Source organism: Agrobacterium genomosp. 13 str. CFBP 6927, assembly GCA_900012615.1.
Lineage (GTDB): Bacteria > Pseudomonadota > Alphaproteobacteria > Rhizobiales > Rhizobiaceae > Agrobacterium.
Map to the genome: position 1 here is coordinate 2907333 of LT009756.1, position 22561 is coordinate 2929893.

Consider the following 22561-nt stretch of genomic DNA (forward strand, 5'->3'; position numbering starts at 1 on the left):
TCGCCCGAATCACGGTCGCTTCACATTCGTTTTAAAAAGATTTTGAGCAAGTGCAGCAAATTTTCCATAGGGCGTAAGACTGGAAAGCGGAATGCGCAGAAGCGGAAGATGCCCGCCGCAGGGTAGCAACACCACCTCGTCATCTTCGGGAAGTCTGGGGTTTTCGGGTGAAAGAACTGTCGTGACGGCGAAATCCAGTGGCGCACTCGCAACGCTTTTGAGTGAAACAATGCCGCTGCCGCGCAGTTCCAGCAATCCGGCGATCGCTTCCGGCCGCTCCGCAATGATGGTTTCGCCGTCGCGATACACGAAAATCTGATCGTCCGCGATCAGTGCTGCCGTCAATCCGCAGCGTTCCGCCTCGACCAGGAAACTGAATGCAAGCTCGCTTTTGCCGCTGCCGGAGGGTCCGGTGAAGAGGATGCCGGTGTTGTCTACGACGATGGCGGTTGCGTGCAGGTTGAAGCGTTCAGCGTTCATGGGTCTCGGCCGCCGGCAGCGACAGGGTGAAGCGCGCGCCGGAAATCACGCCGTATTTGTCGACGACATTTTCCGCCCTGAGGCTGCCGCCATGGGCTTCGGCGATCTGGCGGCTGATGGAAAGGCCAAGGCCGGAATTCTGCCCGAAGCCTTCGCTGGCCGGCCGGTCGGTGTAGAAGCGTTCGAAAATCCGGTCGATATCTTCTGCCTGAATGCCCGGTCCGTTGTCTTCCACCTGCACAAGGCAACGATCCTTGTGGCGGGAAAGGCGCACGGTGATACGGCCGCTTTCCTCTGCAACGAAAGAGCGCGCATTCTCGATGAGGTTAGTGACGATCTGGCCTATGCGAAGATCGTGGCCATTCACCACGAAAGAGGTCTTGGTGCCCGCCTTCCGGTCGACGACATAGTCGATCGTCACGCTTTTCTTTTTGGTGCTTATCTGGCGGGATATATCCACCAGACCCTTCATCAGGACATCGAGATCAAGCGGCGAGGCATCGGCGCGCGCCAGCTCGGCATCGAGCCGCGACGCGTCAGAAATATCGCTGATCAAACGGTCGAGGCGGCGCACATCGTGGAAAATGATCTCGGTCAGGCGCTGCTTGGACTCTTCGGTCTTGGCGCGCGGCAGCGTTTCAACAGCGCTGCGCAGCGACGTTAGCGGGTTCTTGAGCTCGTGGCTGACATCGGCAGCGAAACTTTCGATCGCATCGATACGGTCGTAAAGCGCGGTCGTCATTTCACGCAACGCTATCGAGAGGTTGCCGATCTCGTCCTGACGCGCTGAGAAATCCGGTATTTCCTCGCGGGTTCTTGCCCCACGGCGAACGCGGATCGCAGCAGCCGAAAGCCGTCGGAGCGGCGTGGCGATGGTGGAGGAGAGGAGCAGCGACAGCACGATATTGACGAGCGTGGCGATGCCAAACACGCGCATGATCGCAAGGCGTTCCGCATGCACGATCTTGTCGATATCGCCCGCCTGCGTCGAAAGCAGCAGCACGCCAAGCACGGCCCGGAAGCGCTGCACCGGCACGGCGACCGAAACGATCAGCTCGCCCTTTTCGGTCACGCGCACCACAGCACCACGAACGCCGGTCAGCGCATTCATCACCTCCGGATAGATGGAGCCGTCGCCGCCCGGCGCTTCCTTGTATTGCGGCAGGCTGCTTGGTTGCAGCATGCGGTTGAACATGCTGGTGAACCATTCGCCCCAGGTCTGGGTTTCCGGTGTCACCGGCGGCAGATCGAAGCGCAGGACCTGTCCGCGCGAATAAAGATGGCGGGAATCGAGAAGCAGGTTGGCATCGGCATCGAACAGCCGCGCGCGGGTGCGGGTCGGTGAAATCAGCCGGCGCAGCACCGGTGCTACTCGTTCCGGATTGATCGGAAAACTCAGGTCCTCGTCATTGGGAGCAGGAGTAATGCTCTGCCCAGCCTGCAATTCGAGAAGCTTTTCCGGATTGATGGTGATCGAGTTGGTGTCAACCGAGGCGGAGGCGGAAATGGCGCCGGCGATGATTTCGCCCTGCGTCAGAAGGCTTTCCACCCGCGCGTCGATCAGCCCCTCGCGGAACTGGTTGAGGTAAAGAATGCCGCCGACAAGAACGACTGTCGCTGCAACGTTGAAGAACAGAATACGGCGCGTGAGGCTGGAAAACACCGCATTGCCGAAAATGCGCCGGATGATCGTCAGCGGATGGATACGATGGCGGCGTTCGCTGCCGCGTTCTTCGGCATCGTCACTATCCGAGACGGTTTCCGGCGTTTTCTTCAACACGTATTTAAGTCCTCGCCACCACTTTTCGGGTGGTCTCTTCCGATTTGCGTGCCGATTCAGGCCGCTTCGCGGAAGCGATATCCTACGCCATAAAGCGTTTCAATCATATCGAAGTCGCCGTCGACCAGTTTGAACTTCTTGCGGAGGCGCTTGATGTGGCTGTCGATCGTGCGGTCATCCACATAGACCTGCTCGTCATAGGCGGCATCCATCAGCGCGTCGCGGCTTTTTACCACGCCCGGCCGCTGCGCCAGCGAGTGCAGGATGAGGAATTCGGTAACGGTAAGTGTTACCGGTTCGCCCTTCCAGGTGCAGGTGTGGCGTTCCTGGTCCATGGCGAGCTGCCCGCGTTCAAGCGTGCGCGCCTGCTGGTCCGCAGTCGGTTTCGCCGCGCCGCCACCGGCAACGGGGGAGGCGTCGCGGCTGCTGGCGCGGCGCAGGATGGCCTTGACGCGCTCCACCAGAAGGCGCTGCGAAAAAGGTTTTGTGATGAAATCGTCAGCGCCCATCTTCAGGCCGAACAATTCGTCGATCTCTTCGTCCTTGGATGTCAGGAAGATAACGGGAATATCCGATTTCTGGCGAAGACGCCGCAAAAGCTCCATGCCGTCCATGCGGGGCATCTTGATGTCGAAAATGGCGAGCTGCGGCGGGCGGGCGATCAGCCCGTCGAGCGCGGACGCGCCGTCCGTATACGTTTCGACCCGGTACCCTTCGGCTTCGAGCGCGATCGATACCGAAGTGAGAATGTTCCGGTCATCGTCGACAAGCGCGATAGTCTGCATGTAGTTGGTCTCCATCGTCATTTTCTCGTAACTCCCGACATTCACCCAGCCAAGGTTGTGCGCCGTGAGCCACTCTCTTGAGTATAAAGGTGGAACAAATTGTGGCAAAGGAAATCTCGCAGCCAAATCCGCAGCGCGATCAGGGGATTTCGATGAAAACGCCGCAGCCGGATTTTAATGCGTCTTCAACCGATTTAAAAAGAAATAAAATCTTTTAAATCGATTAATATATTGAAATCACTAAGTTTTTTAAAGTTCGGCTCTTGCGTTTCTAAAAGCCGCCACGTATTTTCCGAGGAAATTTCAACGTCCTTATCGTCATTAACAAGGAACGCGTCATGAACGAGCTTGGGGTTCATAATCCTGCCAATGGAGTTGCAGAACTCGGACTGGGCGAGGCCTCCCGCGTCTTTTATAACCTCAATGAGAGCGAATTATACGAAGAGGCGATCCGCAACGGCGAGGCTGAACTGACCATCGATGGTGCGCTGCGCGCCGTCACCGGTCAGCATACGGGCCGCTCGCCGAAGGATAAGTTCGTCGTTCGTGATGCCTCCACCGAGAACACCATCTGGTGGGATAACAACAAGCCGCTGTCGCCGGAGAATTTCGAGCTGCTGCGCAAGGACATGCTGGCTCACGCCGCCGGCAAGACCCTTTATGTTCAGGACCTGATCGGCGGCGCCGATGAGGAAAATGCGCTGCCGACACGCGTCGTCACCGAACTTGCCTGGCATTCGCTGTTCATCCGCAACCTGTTGATCCGTCCGAAGCGGGAAAAACTGGCGGGTTTCAAACAGAAGCTGACCATCATCAACCTGCCAAGCTTCAAGGCTGATCCGGCCCGTCACGGCGTCCGTTCGGAAACCGTCATCGCCTGCGATCTGACCAATGGCCTCGTCCTCATCGGCGGAACGTCCTATGCCGGTGAAAACAAGAAGTCGGTCTTCACGGTGCTGAACTACCTGCTGCCGGCCAAGGGCGTCATGCCCATGCATTGCTCGGCCAATGTCGGTCCGCAGGGTGATTCCGCCGTGTTCTTCGGCCTTTCCGGCACCGGCAAGACCACGCTGTCCGCCGATCCGTCGCGCACGCTGATCGGCGATGACGAGCACGGCTGGGGTGAACACGGCATCTTCAATTTCGAAGGCGGCTGCTATGCCAAGGCGATCAAGCTTTCGGCCGAAGCCGAGCCGGAAATCTACGCCGCGACCCGCCGCTTCGGCACGGTTCTCGAAAACGTCGTGCTGGACGAAAACCGCGTTCCCGACTTCAACGACAATTCGCTGACGGAAAACACCCGCAGCGCCTATCCGCTGCACTTCATTCCGAATGCGTCGGAAACGGGCATTGCCGGCCATCCGAAGACGATCATCATGCTGACGGCGGATGCCTTCGGCGTGCTGCCGCCGATCGCCCGGCTGACACCGGAACAGGCCATGTACCACTTCCTCTCCGGCTACACAGCAAAGGTTGCCGGCACGGAAAAGGGCGTGACCGAGCCGGAAGCCACCTTCTCCACCTGCTTCGGCGCACCCTTCATGCCGCGCCACCCGGCGGAATATGGCAATCTGCTGCGCGAGCTGATCGGCAAGCATGGCGTCGATTGCTGGCTGGTCAACACCGGCTGGACCGGCGGCGCCTACGGCATCGGCAAGCGCATGCCCATCAAGGCGACCCGCGCGCTTCTGACGGCCGCCCTTACCGGTGAGCTCAAGGGTGCCGAATTCCGCACAGATGCGAATTTCGGTTTCGCCGTGCCGCTGTCGCTTGATGGCGTCGACAGCACGATCCTCGATCCGCGTTCGACCTGGGCCGATGGCGCAGCTTACGATGCGCAGGCGAAGAAGCTGGTGTCGATGTTCGTCACGAACTTCACCAAGTTCGAAGACCACGTCGACAGCAAGGTTCGCGATGCTGCACCGGGCCTTTTGCTCGCTGCTGAATGAATGAAGCCTCATTTATGAGGAGGAGGGGACCCGGCCTTGTGCCGGGTTCTTTCGTTTGGCCTGCTGTTTTCATTTTTTGCGATCTGTGGCATCACCGGCGCGGAGAAAGATCATGGCCAGCGACGCGCTTTACATCAGTAACCGTATTACCATCGCCGGCTGGGAGCTGACGGAGCAATTTGTGCTGGCCGGCGGTCCGGGCGGCCAGAACGTCAATAAGGTCTCGACGGCGGTCCAGCTGTTTTTCGACATTGCCAATTCCCCCTCCCTGCCGGAGCGGGTGAAGACCAATGCTCTGCGTCTGGGCGGCAGGCGTGTTTCGAAAGACGGCGTGCTGATGATAGAGGCAAGCAGGTTTCGCAGCCAGGAGCGCAATCGCGAAGACGCGCGCGAAAGGCTCAAGGAACTGATCCTCGAAGCCGCCGCCCCGCCGCCGCCGGTGCGCAAGGCCACCAAGCCAACCAAGGGGTCCGTCGAGCGCCGCCTCAAGGCAAAGTCCGGACGTTCGGATGTCAAGAAAATGCGCGGCAAGCCGTCAGGTGAATAGGCTTCGGGCCGGCAAAATGTTTCGCCCTTGTCATAGAGCCTCAAATATCGTCTGGTAAGCCTCCCTACAACCAAGGAGGGTGCTATGGGTCTATTCAATTTCATCAAGGAAGCTGGAAAGAAGCTTGGTATCGGCGGCGGCGACGATGCTCCCGATGTCGAAGCTGTCAAGAAGGAACTCGCTTCTCACGATCTCGGCACGGACAAGGTTCAGGTCGAGGTGGTGGACGACAAGGTCGTCCTGAAGGGCGAAGTGGCCGATCAGTCGGTTTTCGAAAAGGCGGTCATCGCGGTTGGCAATACGCTTGGCATTTCCAAGGTCGAGGCTGGCGAGCTGAAGGTGACTGAGGCGCCGGCGAAGGAACCCGTCTTTTATACGGTCAAGAAGGGCGATAACCTCTGGAAGATCGCAGAGGCCCAGTACGGCAAGGCCAATGGCGCGAAGAACAATATCATCTTCGAAGCCAACAAGCCGATGCTGACCCATCCAGATAAAATCTATCCCGGTCAGGTCCTGCGTATTCCTGAGCTTGCGTAATAACGGGTTTTAACTATCGCAATGGAGATGCCGCGTTGCGCGGCATCTTTCACAATTTGCGAAGCGCCACCGTGTCGATCAGGTGGTTCTTTCCCTTGCGCAAGATAAGGTCTGCGCGCGGGCGCGTGGGCACGATGTTCTGGCGCAGGTTCTTCAGGTTGATGTTCTGCCAGAGACCCTCGGCAATGCTGAGTGCTGCTTCCTCGCTGATCGATGCATAGCGATTGAAGAAGGAATTCGGGTCGCGGAAAGCGGTTTGCCGCAGATTCATGAACCGGTTCACATACCAGTTGTGAATGAAGTCCTCATCCGCATCGATATAGATCGAGAAATCGAAGAAATCCGAAACGATCGGCACGATCCGCCCGCCTGCGGGTAGATCACGCGATTGCAGGACGTTGATGCCTTCGAAGATCAGGATATCCGGCTGATCGATGACGGTGAATTCGTTCGGCAGCACGTCATAGGTCAGGTGCGAATAGCGTGGTGCCTTCACATTGGGCTGGCCCGCCTTGATTGCCGAGAGGAAACGTAAGAGCGCACCGATATCGTAGCTTTCAGGAAAGCCCTTGCGCTCCATCAGGTTCTCGCGTCTCAGCACCTCGTTCGGGTAAAGAAAGCCGTCGGTGGTGATGAGATCGACTTTCGGGCTGGAGGGCCAGCGGGCCAGAAGCTCCTTCAGGATACGCGCCGTCGTCGATTTACCAACGGCCACCGAACCGGCAATACCGATGACGAAAGGCGTCTTGTTGACATCCCCCATGTTGAGGAAGCGGTTGCGCTGCTCGAACAGCAGCTGCGACGCTTCCACATGCGAAGACAGCAGGCGCGACAGCGACAGATAGATGCGCCGCACTTCGTCCAGATCGATCGGATCGTCCAGTGAGCGCAGTCGCTTGACCTCGTCGGCGGAAAGCGTCAGTGGCGTGTCGGCACGAAACTTCGACCATTCTTCCGAACTGAAGAAGTGGTAGGGTGAATATTCATCTGGTCGGAAATGATCGAGTGTGCTCGGCATGCCTCTCTCCCCGCTGCCTGCCCCGACATTCATGAGTTAGGCCTCGCTGCCTTTTCAGCAAGGCCGGTTTGACCCGTCCGGCGCTCCAGCTCGGCAAAAACATCGTCCAACGCAATGTCGGCGATCTTCAGCACCACCAGCAGATGGTAAAGCAGATCGGCGGCCTCGTTTTTCAGCCCGTCGCGATCCTTCGCGATAGCGGCGATAACGGCTTCGACAGCCTCTTCGCCCAGTTTTTTCGCCGCACGCTCCTGGCCGGCAGCAACCAGCTTGGCCGTCCAGGATTCGTCAGGAGAGGCAGCGGCGCGTGTCGCGACAATGCGTTCCAGATCGGAAAGGGAAAATGCGCTCATGGAAAATTCCTGCAATCAGTCGAGACGCATGGCGATGCCATGCTCGGCCATATAGGTCTTGGCTTGCCCGATCGAATAGGTGCCGAAGTGGAAGATGGAGGCGGCGAGTACCGCTGTCGCATGGCCATCACGCACACCTGCCACCAGATCATCCAGGGTGCCGACGCCGCCCGAGGCGATGACGGGCACGCGAACCTGATCGGCAATGCTGCGCGTCAGGCCAATATCGTATCCGCTCTTGGTGCCGTCGCGATCCATCGAGGTAACCAGCAATTCGCCGGCGCCGCGTTCGACCATCTTGATGGCGAATTCCACGGCATCGATCCCGGTCGGCTGGCGTCCACCATGGGTGAATATTTCCCAGCGGTCGATTTCTCTATCTTTCGACACCCGCTTGGCGTCGATGGAAACAACGATGCACTGGTTGCCGAACTTGTCGGCCGCCTGCGCCACGAAATCCGGATCCTTGACGGCTGCGGAATTGATCGAGACCTTGTCGGCGCCGCACAGAAGCAGCTTGCGGATATCCGCAACACTGCGAACCCCACCGCCAACCGTTACCGGCATGAAACAATGATCTGCGGTGCGCGAGACGACATCGAAGATCGTGTCGCGATTATCCGAGGAGGCGGTGATGTCGAGGAAGCAGAGTTCGTCCGCTCCCGCCGCATCATAGGCCTTCGCCGCCTCGACCGGGTCGCCGGCATCGACCAGGTCAACGAAGTTCACGCCCTTGACGACACGGCCGTCCTTCACATCCAGGCAGGGAATAACGCGGGCTTTGAGGGTCATGCGTTTACCTCCTTCGCAGCCTTGATGAGGGCAAGCGCCTCGGTGGGATCGATGCGGCCGTCGTAAAGGGCGCGGCCGGAAATTGCGCCTTCGAGCTTTGCGGCATCGGGCTGCAACATGCGCTTTATGTCATCGATGGATGCGAGACCGCCGGAGGCGATGACCGGGATCGACACGGCATTCGCCAGTTCCAGCGTCGAAGCCCAGTTGATGCCGGCCAGAATGCCGTCGCGATCAATATCGGTGTAGATGATGGCCGCGACGCCGGCACCTTCGAAACGTTTGGCCAGTTCGATGACGCCGAGTTCGGACGCCTCTGCCCAGCCTTCAACAGCGACTTTGCCGCCCTTGGCATCGATGCCGACGGCGACCTGGCCGGGGAAACGCTTGCAGGCTTCGATGACCAGAACCGGATCACGAACCGCCACGGTGCCGAGAATGACACGGGCAAGCCCACGGCTGAGCCACGCTTCGATGTGGTCGAGCGTACGGATGCCGCCGCCAAGCTGCACCGGGTTTTTCGTGGCTTTCAGAATGGCGTCGACCGCCTCGCCATTGACTGTCTGGCCGGCAAAGGCGCCGTTGAGATCAACGACATGCAGCCATTCGAAGCCCTGATCCTCGAAGGCTTTCGCCTGCGCGCCGGGGTCCTCGTTATAGACGGTGGCCTGCTCCATATCGCCGAGTTTCAGGCGAACGCACTGGCCGTCTTTAAGGTCGATTGCGGGAAAAAGAATCATGTCAGGGCTTCCAGCGCAGGAAATTGGAAATCAGGGCAAGGCCGAGCGTCTGGCTTTTTTCCGGGTGGAACTGTGCGCCCGCCATATTGTCGCGCCCGACGAAAGCCGTCATCGCGCCACCGTAATTGGTGGTGGCGATGACATCCGTCGAATGCTTGGCTGCCAGATGATAGGAATGTACGAAATAGGCGTGCAATCCGTCCGCGCCGGTCTTGATACCGTCGAATAGTGGGTGGGCGTGACGGATTTCCAGCGTGTTCCAGCCGATCTGCGGAATCTTCAGGCTCGGATCGGACGGCGTCATTTCCACGACATCGCCTTCGATCCAGCCAAGGCCCTTGCTGACAGTCTTTTCCAGCCCGCGCGAGGACATCAGCTGCATGCCGACGCAGATACCAAGGAACGGATGGGCCTTTTTCTCCACGGCTTCGATGAGCGCTTCATGCATGCCGGGAACGGCGTCAAGACCGGCGCGGCAATCCGCATAGGCGCCGACGCCCGGCAGAACGATGCGATCCGCCGAGGCGACATGATCCGGCTTGTCGGTCAGGTCGATGGTTGCATTGATGCCGGCTTCACGGGCGGCACGCTCGAAAGCTTTGGTGGCCGAACGCAGATTGCCCGAACCGTAGTCGATGATCGCGACACGCATGTCAGCGCCTTCCATTCAAGTCGAAAAGAAACGATCCGGCGGGATCGTTGACGAAGTTTTTGTCGCCGCTCTTTTGCGGCGAAGGGGTCCAGACCGGCTGGGACAGCTGTTCCGCCCACTCGGTGTTTTCGCCGAGACCGGAGAAATATATCTCTTCGGCACTCGAAAGATCAGGGGCGGAAACGATGGATGTCATCTTCCAGCCTTTACGGACAAGATGCCGGGCAAGGAAATTGCGTCCCTCCAGCGCCGTGATGAGGGCGATGGCGAAACCACACAAAATGCCCGCCGGTTCGAATCCGGGTAACATTGATGCCTGCCCGGCCAGAAGAAGGGCGATGAAAACGACGGTTGCGGCGAGCCACAGCCGGTTTATCGCAAGCCATAGCCAGGGCGCGATCAGCGCCAGCCAGACAAAACGGTCTGCAATGAAGCGGGTCGTCTTGTGGTCCCTGTCCGGCCCGTTGGGGGCTTCCAGAACGAGATAGCTTGTCATGGGCTTCCTGACAGCTTTGGCGTCAGGCCAGCATGCCCTTCGTGGAGGGAACGCGGCCTGCCTGCCGGGGGTCGATCTCGGTTGCCGTGCGAAGAACGCGGGCAACGGCCTTGAAGCATGTTTCGGCGATATGATGGTTGTTGGCGCCGTAATGGTTCAGGATATGCAATGTGATGCCGGCATTCTGGGCCAGCGCCTGAAAGAATTCACGCACCAGTTCCGTGTCGAAGGTGCCGATCTTCGGCGCGGAAAAATTGACGTTCCAGACGAGGAAAGGCCGGCCGGAAATATCGACGGCGGCCTTGGTCATTGTCTCGTCCATGGCAAGATCGAGCGAGGCATAACGGGTAATGCCGCGCCGGTCGCCCAGCGCCCTGGCAATCGCCTGGCCGATGGCGATGCCGGTATCTTCCACCGTGTGATGATCATCGATATGCAGATCACCCTCTACCTCGATCTCCATGTCGATCAGCGAATGGCGGCTGAGCTGGTCCAGCATATGGTCGAAAAATCCCACGCCGGTGGAAATTTTCGATTTGCCGGTGCCGTCGATATCCACGCGCACCGAAACCGAGGTTTCGTTGGTCTTGCGGATAATCTCGCCTTTACGTTCTGCCATTTTGGCCGCTCCGTGGAAATGTTGCCGTTCCTTATCAGCACGGGACACAAATATCCAGTTGTTCCATCGTCTTGTCTGGCCTGCATAAAACTGCGCGTGGCAAGGATGATTGCAATCGCGAAAAGCAAACTTACATAGAACTCGAGAAGGGCCGCATCCCGGTCCGTTAACAGCAGGCCCGGCAGGGCAGACAGGTGTTTGATGACAACGATTATTACAGTCAGGAAGGGCGGCAAGGTCGTCATGGCTGGCGATGGTCAGGTAAGCCTCGGCCAGACCGTCATGAAGGGTAATGCCCGCAAGGTTCGCCGCATCGGCAAGGGTGAAGTGATTGCCGGTTTTGCCGGCGCGACGGCGGATGCTTTCACGCTGCTTGACCGTCTTGAAAAGAAACTCGAGCAATATCCCGGCCAGCTCATGCGCGCCGCCGTGGAGCTTGCGAAGGACTGGCGCACGGATAAATATCTGCGCAATCTCGAAGCCATGATGCTGGTGGCCGATAAATCCACCACGCTCGCCATCACCGGCAATGGCGATGTGCTGGAGCCCGAGCACGGCGCGATCGCCATCGGTTCCGGCGGCAACTATGCCTTCGCGGCTGCCCGCGCCATGATGGACACGGACAAATCGGCTGAGGACGTGGCGCGCCAGTCGCTCGATATCGCCGCCGATATCTGCGTTTATACCAATCACAATCTCGTCGTCGAAACGCTCGACGCCGAATAAGCAACCCCATTTCTCACCCAAGGGTCCTGTGGGCCGGGCCGGAATGGCCGGCCGGAACAGGAAAGCCGAGAGGATAGAATGACCACTTTTTCTCCCCGGGAAATCGTCTCGGAACTCGACCGCTTCATCATCGGCCAGCATGAGGCCAAACGCGCGGTGGCGATTGCGCTGCGTAACCGCTGGCGCCGCCAGCAGCTCGATGAGAGCCTGCGCGACGAAGTCATGCCGAAAAACATTCTCATGATCGGGCCGACCGGTGTCGGCAAGACGGAGATTTCGCGCCGCCTTGCGAAGCTGGCCGGTGCGCCCTTCATCAAGGTCGAGGCGACCAAGTTCACCGAAGTCGGTTATGTCGGCCGCGATGTCGAGCAGATCATTCGCGATCTGGTCGAGATCGGCATCGGCCTCGTGCGTGAAAAGAAACGCGCCGAAGTACAGGCCAAGGCGCATCAGAGCGCCGAAGAGCGGGTGCTCGATGCGCTGGTTGGCGCAACCGCATCGCCCGGTACGCGTGAAAGCTTCCGCAAGAAGCTGCGCGACGGCGAACTGGACGACAAGGAAATCGATATCGAAGTGGCGGATAGCGGCTCGGGCATGCCCGGTTTCGAAATTCCCGGCATGCCGGGCGCCAATATCGGCGTTCTCAACCTGTCGGAAATGTTTGGCAAGGCCATGGGCGGACGCACCAAGAAGGTGCGCACGACAGTATCGAAATCCTATGCCGATCTTATCCGCGATGAATCCGACAAGCTGCTCGACAATGAAATGATCCAGCGCGAGGCGGTGAAGTCCGTCGAAAATGATGGCATCGTTTTCCTTGACGAGATCGACAAGATCGCCGCCCGCGACGGTGGCATGGGTGCCGGCGTCTCGCGCGAAGGCGTGCAGCGCGATTTGCTTCCGCTGGTCGAAGGCACGACTGTTTCGACGAAATACGGACCGGTGAAGACCGACCACGTTCTCTTCATCGCATCGGGCGCTTTCCATGTGGCAAAGCCGTCGGATCTTCTGCCGGAGCTTCAGGGCCGTCTGCCGATCCGCGTCGAGTTGAAGCCGCTGACCAAGGAGGATTTCCGCCGTATCCTGACGGAGACGGAAGCAAGCCTCATCCGCCAGTACAAGGCGCTGATGGCGACGGAAGAACTTGACCTCGACTTTACTGATGACGCGATCGATGCGCTGGCCGATGTGGCCGTTCATCTCAACTCCTCGGTTGAGAATATCGGGGCGCGCCGCCTGCAAACGGTGATGGAGCGGGTTCTGGACGAGATTTCCTTCAACGCACCGGATCGCGGCGGTTCCGCCGTCAAGATCGATCAGGAATACGTCAAAAAACATGTCGGCGATCTTGCTGCCGATACGGACTTGTCCCGCTATATTCTTTGAAGACTATAGAGACTAAAGATAAGGGAGTGCGGCCATATTTGCCGCACTCTTTTATTTTATCTGCCTCATCTCGCATTCAGCCCGCATTTTGTTTATGGGAAGGGCTGCATTCCGGTTGGAACCGCTTTCGTGGAATGGTCCGGTTTTCCTCACGTGTTTCGAAGGGAAGCCGCAGGCTTGAGAAAAGGCATTCGCTCGTGCGCAAAACTCTTCTGGCATTTGCCGCTGCTTTGACGTTCACCGTCGTCTCGTCTTCTTATGCCGAGGCTGCGACGGTCGTTCCACCGGGCAATCGCAATGCCGAACAGCCGGGCGTTCCTGGGGCTTCCGCGCGCAGGACCAAGGCGTCCAACAGCTCTTTCGACCGTAAATATCAGAAGGTGATCGACCTTCTGTCCTCTGACAAGGCGCTGATCGCCAAGATCAAGTCGACTGCCGGACGCTACGGTATCGATCCGATCCATATGATCGGCGCGATCGTCGGTGAACACACTTATAATGTCGACGCCTATGATCGGCTGCAGTCCTATTACGTCAAAGCGGCCTCTTATGCGGGCAACAGCTTCCGTTTCGGCTATAAGGACGAAACCATCGCGCAGTTTCTGGCCCATTCGCAATTTGCCAAGTGCCAGTCGAAAAAGGATTCCTACAGTGTCTGGAACTGTCGGGAAGATGTCTGGGAAGACAGTTTCCGCGGCAAGACGGTGGATGGCGTCGCTTATCCGAACAACCGTTTCAGCGCCGTATTCTTCCAGCCCTTTTATGCCGGCCAGACTTTCGGTCTTGGCCAGATCAATCCGCTGACGGCACTGATGCTGTCCGATATGGTGTCGAGAACGTCGGGCTATGAGAAGCTGGATGAGAATGACGCTACCGCCGTTTACACGGCGATCATGGATCCTGACCGCTCGCTGGCCTTCATGGCCGCTTCGATCCGCAAGTCGATCGACGATTACAGATCGATTGCCGATATGGATATTTCAAAAAACCCGGGCGTGACCTCCACCCTTTATAATGTCGGTGGTTCGCAGCAGCGCGCCGCTGCCCTTGCCCAGAAGAACCGCCAGCGCGCCTCGGGTGGGGAGCAGCCCCTATTGCCGGAAGAAAACTACTATGGCTGGCTTGTGAATGACCGCATCAAGGATTTGCAGGCGCTTTTGTAGAAAAAGACGATTATCGATCGTATTATTTCCAAAAAGGAAATAATATTTGGCTGCCTGCCGCAATTGACGAGCGCCCGCCTCAGCGTCCAATCTGGACGCATAGAATAATGAGGAGGCGCATATGAGCCGCACGGATAAATTCGGTCTTTCCATCGATGACAGGCTTTATGCCTTTTTGACGGACGAGGTGCTGCCGGGCACGGGTCTGGACAGCGAAACCTTTTTCAAGGGCTTTTCCAGCATTGTCCACGAGCTGTCCCCGAAGAACCGTGAGCTGCTTGCCAGGCGCGATTCCCTACAGGAAAAACTGGATGGCTGGTACCGGCAGAACGGCGCTCCCCTGGATTTCGATGCCTATGAAGGCTTTCTAAAGGAAATCGGTTACCTGCTGCCGGAAGGCCCCGGCTTCAGGGTGGAAACCGGCAATGTCGACCCGGAAATTGCCCTTGTCGCAGGCCCGCAGCTGGTTGTTCCCGTCATGAATGCGCGTTATGCGCTGAACGCCGCCAATGCCCGCTGGGGTTCGCTTTACGACGCGCTTTACGGCACGGACGCCATTTCTGATGCCGACGGCGCGGAAAAGGGCAGGGGCTACAATCCGAAGCGCGGCGACAAAGTCATCGCCTGGGCGAGAAACTTCCTTGATGAATCGGCCCCGCTCGAAACGGCGGGCTGGTCGGATGTGACTGGCTTCAAGATCGTTGACGGCGCATTGCAGCTTGCAATCGGGGACGGCACGACCGGCCTCAAGGACGCCGCTCAATTCAAGGGCTTTACCGGTGAGGCGGCAAAGCCGGCAACGATTCTGCTTGGCAAGAACGGTTTGCACACGGAGATCGTCATCGATCCGTCGACCGAAATCGGCAGAGGCGACAGGGCAGGTATCTCGGATGTCATTCTCGAATCCGCCCTCACAACCATCATGGATTGCGAGGATTCGGTTGCCGCCGTCGATGCCGAAGACAAGGTGCTGGTCTATGGCAACTGGCTCGGCCTGATGCGCGGCGACCTGACGGAAGAGGTTTCGAAGGGTGGCAAGACCTTCATCAGAAGCCTCAATCCGGATCGTTATTATACCGCCCCCGATGGGTCGGCGCTCACTCTGCCGGGGCGCTCCCTGATGCTGGTGCGCAATGTCGGTCATCTCATGACCAATCCGGCAATCCTCGACAGGGATGGTCGCGAGGTGCCGGAAGGCATCATGGACGCTGTCGTCACGGCTCTGATCGCGCTTTACGACGTCGGTCCGTCCGGGCGGCGGCAGAATTCCCGCGCCGGCTCCATGTATGTGGTCAAGCCGAAGATGCATGGGCCGGAGGAAGTCGCCTTCGCCAACGAGATTTTCACCCGCGTCGAACAGCTTGTCGGCATGGCGCCGAACACCATGAAAATGGGCATCATGGACGAGGAGCGCCGCACCACGGTCAATCTCAAGGAAAGCATCCGCGCGGCAAAGGACCGGGTCGTCTTCATCAATACCGGCTTCCTCGACCGCACGGGTGACGAAATCCATACCTCGATGGAAGCGGGTCCGATGATCCGCAAGGGCGATATGAAGCAGGCGGCCTGGATCGCGGCATACGAGAACTGGAACGTCGATATCGGGCTGGAATGCGGTCTCTCAGGCCATGCGCAGATCGGCAAGGGCATGTGGGCCATGCCGGACCTGATGGCGGCGATGCTGGAGCAGAAGATCGCCCATCCGAAAGCCGGTGCCAACACCGCCTGGGTGCCATCACCGACGGCCGCGACGCTGCATGCCACGCATTATCACAAGGTTGATGTTGCTGCCGTTCAGGAAGGCTTGAAAAGCCGCGGCCGCGCGAAGCTCTCCGATATCCTGTCCGTGCCGGTCGCACCGCGTCCCAACTGGACGCCGGAGGAAATTCAGCGCGAACTCGACAATAATGCACAGGGTATTCTGGGATATGTCGTGCGCTGGGTCGATCAGGGCGTTGGTTGCTCCAAGGTGCCCGATATCAACAATGTCGGGCTGATGGAGGATCGCGCCACACTGCGTATCTCCGCGCAGCATATGGCGAACTGGCTGCGCCATGGCGTGGTGACACAGGAACAGATCGTCGAGACGATGAAGCGCATGGCAGCTGTTGTCGATGCGCAGAATGCCGGCGATCCGGCCTATCTGCCGATGGCATCCGACTTCGACGGATCGGTCGCATTTCAGGCGGCTGTCGAACTGGTGCTGAAGGGCCGTGAACAACCGAACGGCTACACCGAGCCGGTTCTGCACCGCCGTCGTCTGGAACTGAAGGCAAAACAGGCGGCCTGAAGCCGTCAGCAGTCCTGAGAAACAAAAAAGCCGCCGGGGAAATCCACGGCGGCTTTTTCTTGTCAGGTATGTGATCTTTACTGGATCACGACGACCTTGGAGCTGCGGCCCGGACGGACGCGGCTGTAAAGATCCATGACGTCCTGGTTGATCATGCGGATGCAGCCGGAAGAGGCGGCGGTGCCGATCGAAGCCCATTCGGGCGAACCATGGATGCGGAACAGTGTGTCCTGTCCCTTTTCATTGAAGAGATACATGGCGCGCGCACCGAGCGGGTTGGTAAGACCCGGACCCATGCCTGCCTCGACATATTTCGCGACTTCCGGCTTGCGGTCCGCCATTTCCTTTGGCGGATGCCACATCGGCCATTCCTGCTTCCAGGCGACATAAGCCTCACCGGCCCAGGCGAAACCGGCCTTGCCGACACCGATGCCGTAACGAACCGCACGGTTGCCAGACAGGATATAATAGAGGTAACGGTCGCGCGTATTGACGATGATCGTGCCCGGCCGTTCGCTGGTCTGAAACTCGACGATCTGGCGACGGAACTTCTCGTTCACACGATTGATCGGAATGGCCGGCAGCGCATAACCCGCATCAGTCACGGGGCCGTAAACATCGTTGAAGATCTGCACTGTTTCGACCTTCGCCGGAACCGGGTCGGCGACCGGCACGGAGGCCGCGATCTTGCCGGATGTCGGCGCAGATGATTGGGAAGTGGTTTCGGCGCAGCCGGCCAGAGCCAGTGCTGCCGTCAGACCGAGTGCGGTCAATGGGGTACGGATGCGCATGTCGTTCTCGCGGAAAATTCGCCAAATTGTGCGAAGGAGTAGGCTTAATTGGATAAATCGGTTATTTTCCATTCAGCCGCTCTTGGCAAGCCGTTGCGCCGCCGCAAGACGGTTGTGCATTTAAAATTGCCGGTTGATTGCCTTTTTGCAACAATAGGCCAAACGCTTCAGCAGCCTTTATCCATGACTATTCTTTCCGTTACCAACAATAATCCGTTAATAGATGGTCGCCAGTCGGACAAAGCGATGCTGGTGCGCCGCGGCGTGCAGGTGCTTTTGCACGAGATGCGCCATTCGGTGCTGCCGGAACTTCCGCTTGCCAGCGGACGGCGGGCTGATCTCATCAGCCTGTCGGCAAAGGGCGAGATATGGATCATCGAGATCAAATCCTCGATTGAGGATTTCCGCGTCGATCGCAAGTGGCCGGACTATCGTCTGCATTGCGACCGGCTGTTTTTCGCCACGCACCCGGAAGTGCCCACCGAAATATTCCCCGAGGAATGCGGCCTTATCCTGTCGGATGGATATGGCGCGCATATGCTGCGCGATGCGCCGGAGCACAAATTGCCGCCGGCGACCCGCAAATCGGTGATGCTCGATTTCTCGAGAACCGCTGCAACCCGCCTGATGCTGGCGGAATGGACAACGGGCCGCAGTTTCGGTGAATAATGCCGGCTCTGGCCGCATTTTCCGGACGCAGAACCGCTTCGCATTTTTACTGGAAATACTCTACTTCGGCGCGCGTTTTGCCAGAATGCGCTGCAATGTCCGTCGGTGCATGTTGAGCCGGCGAGCCGTTTCCGAGACGTTGCGTTCGCACATTTCATAAACGCGCTGAATATGCTCCCACCGTACCCGGTCGGCCGACATGGGGTTCTCAGGAACTTCCGTCTTTTCACCCTTGCGCTGTGTGAGCGCATTAAAGACATCGTCCGCATCGGCGGGTTTTGCGAGATAGTCCAGCGCCCCGAGTTTCACGGCGGTGACGGCGGTGGCGATATTGCCGTAGCCGGTCAGCACCACGATCTGCGTATCGTCCCGGTTCTGCCTGATGGCTTCGATGACCTCCAGACCGTTGCCATCCGCAAGTCTCAAATCGACGACCGCATATTTAGGCGGCGCAGCCTTGGAACGGGCAATACCCTCGCTGACCGTCTCGGCGGTGTCGACGGCAAAACCGCGTGTTTCCATCGCCCGCGCAAGCCGGCGCAGAAACGGGCCGTCATCATCAACGATCAAAAGCGATCTGTCGGGTCCGATCGGATCTTCGTCGTCCGTCGGCGCGCTGGTGGATGGGTTCTGATCTTCTGTTTTCATGTTTCCGGCCTTCCGGCAACTTCGTCGGCTGTCTTCTTATCGCCGCTTCAACGTGGATGGTAAAGTCAACGGCTTCTTTTATCGTCCATAAGTGCCCGAGGCCAGACGATTGTGACCCGCGCGCCGGTTTCGCTTGAACCGCGATTTCCGAAAGTGACGGTGGCGCCGGACCTTTCCAGCAACGTCTTGGCGATGAAAAGCCCGAGCCCCAGCCCACCGGCCCGCGTGTCGTTGTGACGTTCGGTCACATAGGGCTCGCCGATGCGGGCAAGCACGTCATGGGCATAACCAGGACCGTCATCCTCGATGACGACGACGACATTCTGCGAATCGTAATCCACGGTCAGGGTCACTTTTTCTCGTGCATAGTCCACGCCGTTTTCGATGAGGTTGCCCAGCCCGTAAATAATCCCGGCGTTGCGGATACCGACCGGCTCGTCGGCCCGGCTGTTCTTTTCCACGAGTTCAAGGCGAATGCCGAATTCCCGGTGCGGCGCCATCACCTCCTCGATCAGTGAGGAGAGCGGCAGGCGGCGCATATGTTCTTCATTGTCGGCGGAAAGCGATGTCAGGCGACGCAGAATATCGCGGCATCTTTCGCTCTGACTGCGCAATAGCGCTATGTCCTCGCCATACCTGTCATCATTGCCGAGTTCTCGCTCCATTTCCTTGGCGACGACGCTGATTGTCGCCAGCGGCGTGCCCAGCTCATGGGCGGCGGCGGCGGCCAGCCCGTCCAGCTGCGACAGGTGTTTTTCCCGCTCCAGCACCAGTTCGGTCGCAGCCAGCGCATCCGCCAGCTGGTTGGCCTCGTGCGAAACGCGATAGGCATAAAAGGCTGCGAAGGAGGTGGTGGCAATGATCGCGACCCAGGTGCCGACATGCAGCAGAAGCTGGATCGGCAGCACCTCATCGGGATACCAGGGAACCGGAAACGGCGAAAACGCGATGGCAGTCGAGCAGATAACGGCAAAGGCAAGAAGAATAAGAGAATGCCGAAGCGGCTGCGAGGCAAAGGCGATGATGACCTGCACGCAGATCAGCGGCGCGAAAGGATTGGAAAGTCCGCCGGTAATATAGATCAGCGCGGTCAATTGCAGAAGGTCGAAAGCAAGCAGCAGCGTCGCTTCCCAGGGTTCGAGGCGATAGGTGGAGGGAAAGCGGGCGGTGAGAAACAGATTGGCAAGCGCCAGAGCCGCGATCAAAAGGCCGCAGGCCAGAAGCGGCAAAGGGAAATTCAGCCCGAAAGCGACGAACAGGATCGTGGCGGTCTGCCCCGCAACTGCCAGCCAGCGCAACCATACGATGGTTTGCAGTCTTATCCTGCGGCTGGCGCGGCCAAGCCTCGTGGTTTCGATCGGATGGCCAGCCACCTTCGTCTCCTTCACCTTTGTCATCGTCGTCATGTTCCGCGCGGTTTTGCACGGCTGGTCGGCAATGCCGATGCCGGATCCTCCGGCCAGGGGTGGCGCGGATAACGGCCCCGCATGTCCGCCCGCACGTCCTTCCACGATCCCGCCCAGAAACCGGGAAGATCGCGTGTCGTCTGTATCGGCCTGTGCGCCGGCGAGGTCAATTCCAGAAGCAGCGGCAATCGTCCCTGCGCGATGGCAGGGTGGGCCGTCAGTCCGAAAAGCTCCTGCACGCGAATGGAAAGCGTCGGTTCGCTCGCATCGTAACGAATGGGATGCCGCTGGCCCGTCGGCGCTTCGAAATGCGTCGGCGCGAGCCTGCCGAGATCGCGCGCCACTTCATAGGGTACCAGGGCTAAAAGCCCTTCTGAAAGACTTCCGGCGCGGATGTCCTGAAGGCTGCGTGCGCCGTTCTGGAAAGGCACGAACCATTCATCCAGTCGTAAAAGCAATGCCGCATCGCTGACATCTGGCCAGGGGTCACCGATGCTGGCGTGCAGAAACCCTATCCTGTCGCGCAGCTGCTGGGTTTCTTTAGACAGAGGAAGAATGCCGATGCCGAATTCCCGAACGCCGTTGGCGAGCGCCTGCGCTGCCTGTTCACCTTCCGGGCGGGGCAGGGGCGTCTCGTCCAGAATAATGGCGCCAAGGCGCGTGACGCGGCGCGCACGCGCCTGACCGCTCGCCTTGTCGAAGAGCAGTTGGTCCTGCTGAACGATGAGCTGCGGCATCCGCTCCTCTATATCAGTCCTTTCGATAATAGCTGCCGCCAGGATGCGCGGTTGTGCCGCCCGCCCGGTAATATCGGCTACGACCAGCATCCTGCTTGCCGCAAGCCGTTCAGTTTCGGCGAGTTCGGCACCCCGGCCATTCGCCATCACATAACGGCCGCGTGCTCCACGCTGAAGCGCAATTCGGTCCGGATAGGCGTGCAGCAGCAACGGACCAGCCTCGCTTGCCTGTTCGGTTGCCGCTTTCGCACCGCCAATCGTGTCGAACAGCCTCGATGCCAGCTTGCGCGCCGCCTGCGCCCTTTCGCTTCTGTCGGAAAGAAAGCGCCGTAGCCGTTCGTCGAGATCGGTATCGTTTCCGCCCAGTCCTTGTTCCGTCAGCATGACGGCAAGCATCGCCGCCTTTTTCCCCACACCCTCATCCGTTGCCGCTATCACCATGGCCGCCAGCCGCGGCGGCAGTGAAAGACCGCGCATCAGACGACCTCGCTGCGTCAGCGCACCGCCTTGGTCGAGCGCACCCAGATTTTTGAGAAGCGCGACCGATTCCTTCAGAGCCGCTTCGGGAGGCGCATCCAGAAATGCGAGCGCGGAAGGATCGGGAACACCCCAATGGGCGAGATCGAGTGCGAGGCCGGAAAGATCGCTCGCCAGAATTTGCGGCGGCGTAAAAGCGTTGAGCGCGGCCGTCTGTCCCGAATGCCACAGGCGGATCGCGACACCGGGTTCCGTTCGCCCGGCGCGGCCCGCCCTCTGGTCGGCGGAGGCCCGAGACACCCGTACCGTCTCAAGCCTCGTGATCCCGGTTGCCGGCTCGAAGACCGGCAGTCGCTGCAAACCGCTGTCGATCACCACACGCACGCCATCGATGGTAATCGAGGTTTCGGCGATTGAGGTGGCCAGCACGATCTTGCGCCGTCCGGCCGGTGCCGGCCTGATCGCCGCATCCTGCTCCTGCTGCGAAAGATTGCCGTAAAGGGGGATGATATCCGTATCATCGGGAAAACGTCCCTCCAGCCGCGTGGCTGTTCGGGTGATCTCCGCCTGCCCCGGCAGAAAGGCGAGGATGGAGCCCGTCTCCGATCCATGGGCTTCGGTAATCGCCTTTGCGACTTTCTCTTCAACCGGCACACCCGACCACCGGTCCTCATAGCGCGTGTCGATCGGAAATGTCCGGCCAAGGCTCTGAATGACAGGGGCGTCACCCATTAACGCGCTGATGCGTTCCACATCGAGAGTGGCGGACATCACGAGGAGGCGCAGATCGTCTCGCAATCCAAGTTGGACGTCGAGAGCAAGCGCCAGCCCGAAATCGCCATCGAGCGAACGTTCGTGAAACTCGTCGAAAATCACCGTCGAAACGCCGGCAAGCTCGGGATCATCAAGAACCATCCGTGCGAACACGCCTTCCGTCACCACTTCTATCCGTGTCCTTGAGGAGACGCGATTGTCGAGCCGCATGCGGTAGCCGACAGTTTGTCCTACATCTTCGTGAAGCAGCTCGGCCATGCGCCCGGCGGCGGCACGGGCGGCAAGCCGGCGTGGTTCGAGAAGAATGATCTTGCCGTCACCCCGCCATTCCTGATGCAAGAGATGAAGTGGTACGAGTGTCGTTTTACCCGCGCCCGGGGGGGCCGAAAGAACGGCGCGCTTCGCCCCAGCCAGGGCCTCGGCGATATCGCTGAGAACCGCAGTGACGGGAAGTTCGGGCAATTCGGTCTTTATGGGAACGGGTGTTGTGGTCATGCAAACAGGCCTGCGGCATCTGGGGTGGTGTTTGAGCGTCTCATAGGCCGTTTCTAATGCACGGCCCCGTGCTTTGACAGCCGTATATAAGGATCGGGCGAATGCTCCGCCGGCAAAATTGCGGTTCCTTGGGTGCCATTTGCGATGAGGCATGGAGCGGGGGCATCGAAGCGCCTGGCGAAACGTCGGAATATCCCGTCCATTTTCCCGCTTTCGCGCCAATTCACGAAACTACCCAATAAAATCAGTAA

General features: G+C 59.1%; 23 protein-coding genes. 8 read left to right on the plus strand and 15 right to left on the minus strand.

Annotated elements, in window-relative coordinates; genetic code table 11:
• Positions 1-9: 9 nt before the first annotated feature.
• From AGR13A_RS14280 to chvI, 3 genes are read right to left on the minus strand one after another with little or no spacing between them, the layout of a single operon-like run.
• Positions 10-480 carry an HPr kinase/phosphorylase gene (locus tag AGR13A_RS14280; RefSeq protein ID WP_080836364.1) on the minus strand — a complete coding sequence of 157 codons (471 nt, stop codon included), beginning with the start codon at positions 478-480 and terminating at the stop codon, positions 10-12.
• Positions 470-2260, minus strand: coding sequence for a two-component system sensor histidine kinase ChvG (chvG, locus tag AGR13A_RS14285; protein ID WP_035222014.1), 1791 nt, complete (start codon positions 2258-2260; stop codon positions 470-472). Before chvG ends, AGR13A_RS14280 begins: the two co-directional genes overlap by 11 nt.
• A gap of 56 nt (positions 2261-2316) precedes the next feature.
• Entirely contained in the window at positions 2317-3045 is a 729-nt protein-coding gene (gene chvI / locus AGR13A_RS14290) for a two-component system response regulator ChvI (RefSeq protein WP_080600208.1), read from the minus strand.
• A gap of 338 nt (positions 3046-3383) precedes the next feature.
• On the opposite strand from chvI, the gene AGR13A_RS14295 reads away from it, so the two are divergent.
• From AGR13A_RS14295 to lysM, 3 genes are all read left to right on the plus strand, one after another.
• Positions 3384-4994 carry a phosphoenolpyruvate carboxykinase gene (locus AGR13A_RS14295; protein ID WP_080836366.1) on the plus strand — a complete coding sequence of 537 codons (1611 nt, stop codon included), beginning with the start codon at positions 3384-3386 and terminating at the stop codon, positions 4992-4994.
• Positions 4995-5106: 112 nt separating this feature from the next.
• Complete coding sequence (gene arfB / locus AGR13A_RS14300; RefSeq protein WP_035222023.1) at positions 5107-5541, plus strand: alternative ribosome rescue aminoacyl-tRNA hydrolase ArfB; 435 nt, start codon at positions 5107-5109, stop codon at positions 5539-5541.
• A gap of 84 nt (positions 5542-5625) precedes the next feature.
• A complete protein-coding gene (lysM, locus tag AGR13A_RS14305; protein WP_035222026.1) occupies positions 5626-6078 on the plus strand; it encodes a peptidoglycan-binding protein LysM in 453 nt (150 codons plus the stop codon).
• A gap of 49 nt (positions 6079-6127) precedes the next feature.
• On the opposite strand, the gene coaA is transcribed toward lysM, so the two are convergent.
• Genes coaA through hisB form a run of 7 tightly spaced genes read right to left on the minus strand, consistent with a single transcriptional unit; the run spans position 6128 to position 10748 of the window.
• The gene (coaA, locus tag AGR13A_RS14310; protein ID WP_208612399.1) at positions 6128-7129 is read right to left on the minus strand and encodes a type I pantothenate kinase; all 1002 of its coding nucleotides are present in this window, start codon (positions 7127-7129) and stop codon (positions 6128-6130) included.
• Positions 7126-7449: a phosphoribosyl-ATP diphosphatase gene (locus tag AGR13A_RS14315; RefSeq protein WP_080836370.1), complete on the minus strand. Its 324-nt coding sequence runs from the start codon at positions 7447-7449 to the stop codon at positions 7126-7128. Before AGR13A_RS14315 ends, coaA begins: the two co-directional genes overlap by 4 nt.
• 15 nt (positions 7450-7464) lie before the next feature.
• Entirely contained in the window at positions 7465-8241 is a 777-nt protein-coding gene (gene hisF / locus AGR13A_RS14320; RefSeq protein ID WP_080836372.1) for an imidazole glycerol phosphate synthase subunit HisF, read from the minus strand.
• Positions 8238-8981, minus strand: a complete 744-nt coding sequence (gene hisA / locus AGR13A_RS14325; protein WP_035222033.1) for a 1-(5-phosphoribosyl)-5-[(5-phosphoribosylamino)methylideneamino]imidazole-4-carboxamide isomerase — start codon at positions 8979-8981, stop codon at positions 8238-8240. The genes hisF and hisA overlap by 4 nt, the downstream gene beginning before the upstream one ends.
• 1 nt (position 8982) lies before the next feature.
• Complete coding sequence (gene hisH, locus AGR13A_RS14330) at positions 8983-9633, minus strand: imidazole glycerol phosphate synthase subunit HisH (RefSeq protein WP_080836375.1); 651 nt, start codon at positions 9631-9633, stop codon at positions 8983-8985.
• 1 nt (position 9634) lies between these two features.
• Complete coding sequence (locus AGR13A_RS14335; RefSeq protein WP_080836377.1) at positions 9635-10129, minus strand: DUF2628 domain-containing protein; 495 nt, start codon at positions 10127-10129, stop codon at positions 9635-9637.
• A 22-nt stretch (positions 10130-10151) separates the two neighbouring features.
• Positions 10152-10748 carry an imidazoleglycerol-phosphate dehydratase HisB gene (hisB, locus tag AGR13A_RS14340; protein ID WP_059759671.1) on the minus strand — a complete coding sequence of 199 codons (597 nt, stop codon included), beginning with the start codon at positions 10746-10748 and terminating at the stop codon, positions 10152-10154.
• Positions 10749-10949: 201 nt separating this feature from the next.
• Here hisB and hslV point away from each other — a divergent pair, with 201 nt between their 5' ends.
• The 4 genes from hslV (at position 10950) to AGR13A_RS14360 (ending at position 16313) form a co-directional block, all read left to right on the plus strand.
• Entirely contained in the window at positions 10950-11474 is a 525-nt protein-coding gene (gene hslV / locus AGR13A_RS14345; protein ID WP_035222043.1) for an ATP-dependent protease subunit HslV, read from the plus strand.
• A 78-nt stretch (positions 11475-11552) separates the two neighbouring features.
• Entirely contained in the window at positions 11553-12860 is a 1308-nt protein-coding gene (gene hslU / locus AGR13A_RS14350) for an ATP-dependent protease ATPase subunit HslU (RefSeq protein WP_080836378.1), read from the plus strand.
• Positions 12861-13057: 197 nt separating this feature from the next.
• A complete protein-coding gene (locus AGR13A_RS14355) occupies positions 13058-14023 on the plus strand; it encodes a DUF1402 family protein (RefSeq protein ID WP_080836907.1) in 966 nt (321 codons plus the stop codon).
• Between the two features lie 121 nt (positions 14024-14144).
• Complete coding sequence (locus AGR13A_RS14360; RefSeq protein WP_080836380.1) at positions 14145-16313, plus strand: malate synthase G; 2169 nt, start codon at positions 14145-14147, stop codon at positions 16311-16313.
• 77 nt (positions 16314-16390) lie between these two features.
• Here AGR13A_RS14360 and AGR13A_RS14365 read toward each other — a convergent pair whose 3' ends face one another.
• Positions 16391-17104, minus strand: a complete 714-nt coding sequence (locus tag AGR13A_RS14365; protein ID WP_080836382.1) for a L,D-transpeptidase — start codon at positions 17102-17104, stop codon at positions 16391-16393.
• A 183-nt stretch (positions 17105-17287) separates the two neighbouring features.
• Between AGR13A_RS14365 and AGR13A_RS14370 the strand changes: the two genes are divergently transcribed.
• On the plus strand, positions 17288-17773 hold the full coding sequence (locus tag AGR13A_RS14370) for an MmcB family DNA repair protein (RefSeq protein WP_035222151.1): 486 nt from the start codon (positions 17288-17290) through the stop codon (positions 17771-17773).
• 60 nt (positions 17774-17833) lie between these two features.
• Here AGR13A_RS14370 and AGR13A_RS14375 read toward each other — a convergent pair whose 3' ends face one another.
• From AGR13A_RS14375 to AGR13A_RS25070, 4 genes are all read right to left on the minus strand, one after another.
• Positions 17834-18421 (minus strand): ActR/PrrA/RegA family redox response regulator transcription factor, encoded by a 588-nt coding sequence (locus tag AGR13A_RS14375; protein ID WP_003492893.1) that lies wholly within the window; start codon positions 18419-18421, stop codon positions 17834-17836.
• Between the two features lie 65 nt (positions 18422-18486).
• On the minus strand, positions 18487-19794 hold the full coding sequence (gene actS / locus AGR13A_RS14380; RefSeq protein WP_080723096.1) for a two-component system sensor histidine kinase ActS: 1308 nt from the start codon (positions 19792-19794) through the stop codon (positions 18487-18489).
• A gap of 29 nt (positions 19795-19823) precedes the next feature.
• A complete protein-coding gene (gene hrpB / locus AGR13A_RS14385; protein WP_080836384.1) occupies positions 19824-22310 on the minus strand; it encodes an ATP-dependent helicase HrpB in 2487 nt (828 codons plus the stop codon).
• 53 nt (positions 22311-22363) lie between these two features.
• Positions 22364-22561 (minus strand): hypothetical protein (locus AGR13A_RS25070; RefSeq protein ID WP_208612400.1); only part of this gene is annotated, 198 nt, incomplete at its 5' end.

Coding starts and splice junctions, on each gene's coding strand:
- AGR13A_RS14360 (WP_080836380.1), top strand. CDS start 14,145: ATGAGCCGCACGGATAAATTCGGTCTTTCCATCGATGACAGGCTTTAT.
- AGR13A_RS14315 (WP_080836370.1), bottom strand. CDS start 7,449: ATGAGCGCATTTTCCCTTTCCGATCTGGAACGCATTGTCGCGACACGC.
- hisH (WP_080836375.1), bottom strand. CDS start 9,633: ATGCGTGTCGCGATCATCGACTACGGTTCGGGCAATCTGCGTTCGGCC.
- coaA (WP_208612399.1), bottom strand. CDS start 7,129: ATGAATGTCGGGGCAGGCAGCGGGGAGAGAGGCATGCCGAGCACACTC.
- AGR13A_RS14280 (WP_080836364.1), bottom strand. CDS start 480: ATGAACGCTGAACGCTTCAACCTGCACGCAACCGCCATCGTCGTAGAC.
- arfB (WP_035222023.1), top strand. CDS start 5,107: ATGGCCAGCGACGCGCTTTACATCAGTAACCGTATTACCATCGCCGGC.
- AGR13A_RS14375 (WP_003492893.1), bottom strand. CDS start 18,421: ATGAAAACAGAAGATCAGAACCCATCCACCAGCGCGCCGACGGACGAC.
- hrpB (WP_080836384.1), bottom strand. CDS start 22,310: ATGACCACAACACCCGTTCCCATAAAGACCGAATTGCCCGAACTTCCC.
- hisA (WP_035222033.1), bottom strand. CDS start 8,981: ATGATTCTTTTTCCCGCAATCGACCTTAAAGACGGCCAGTGCGTTCGC.
- AGR13A_RS14335 (WP_080836377.1), bottom strand. CDS start 10,129: ATGACAAGCTATCTCGTTCTGGAAGCCCCCAACGGGCCGGACAGGGAC.
- AGR13A_RS14365 (WP_080836382.1), bottom strand. CDS start 17,104: ATGCGCATCCGTACCCCATTGACCGCACTCGGTCTGACGGCAGCACTG.
- hisF (WP_080836372.1), bottom strand. CDS start 8,241: ATGACCCTCAAAGCCCGCGTTATTCCCTGCCTGGATGTGAAGGACGGC.
- chvI (WP_080600208.1), bottom strand. CDS start 3,045: ATGCAGACTATCGCGCTTGTCGACGATGACCGGAACATTCTCACTTCG.
- hslU (WP_080836378.1), top strand. CDS start 11,553: ATGACCACTTTTTCTCCCCGGGAAATCGTCTCGGAACTCGACCGCTTC.
- AGR13A_RS14295 (WP_080836366.1), top strand. CDS start 3,384: ATGAACGAGCTTGGGGTTCATAATCCTGCCAATGGAGTTGCAGAACTC.
- AGR13A_RS14370 (WP_035222151.1), top strand. CDS start 17,288: ATGACTATTCTTTCCGTTACCAACAATAATCCGTTAATAGATGGTCGC.
- lysM (WP_035222026.1), top strand. CDS start 5,626: ATGGGTCTATTCAATTTCATCAAGGAAGCTGGAAAGAAGCTTGGTATC.
- hisB (WP_059759671.1), bottom strand. CDS start 10,748: ATGGCAGAACGTAAAGGCGAGATTATCCGCAAGACCAACGAAACCTCG.
- hslV (WP_035222043.1), top strand. CDS start 10,950: ATGACAACGATTATTACAGTCAGGAAGGGCGGCAAGGTCGTCATGGCT.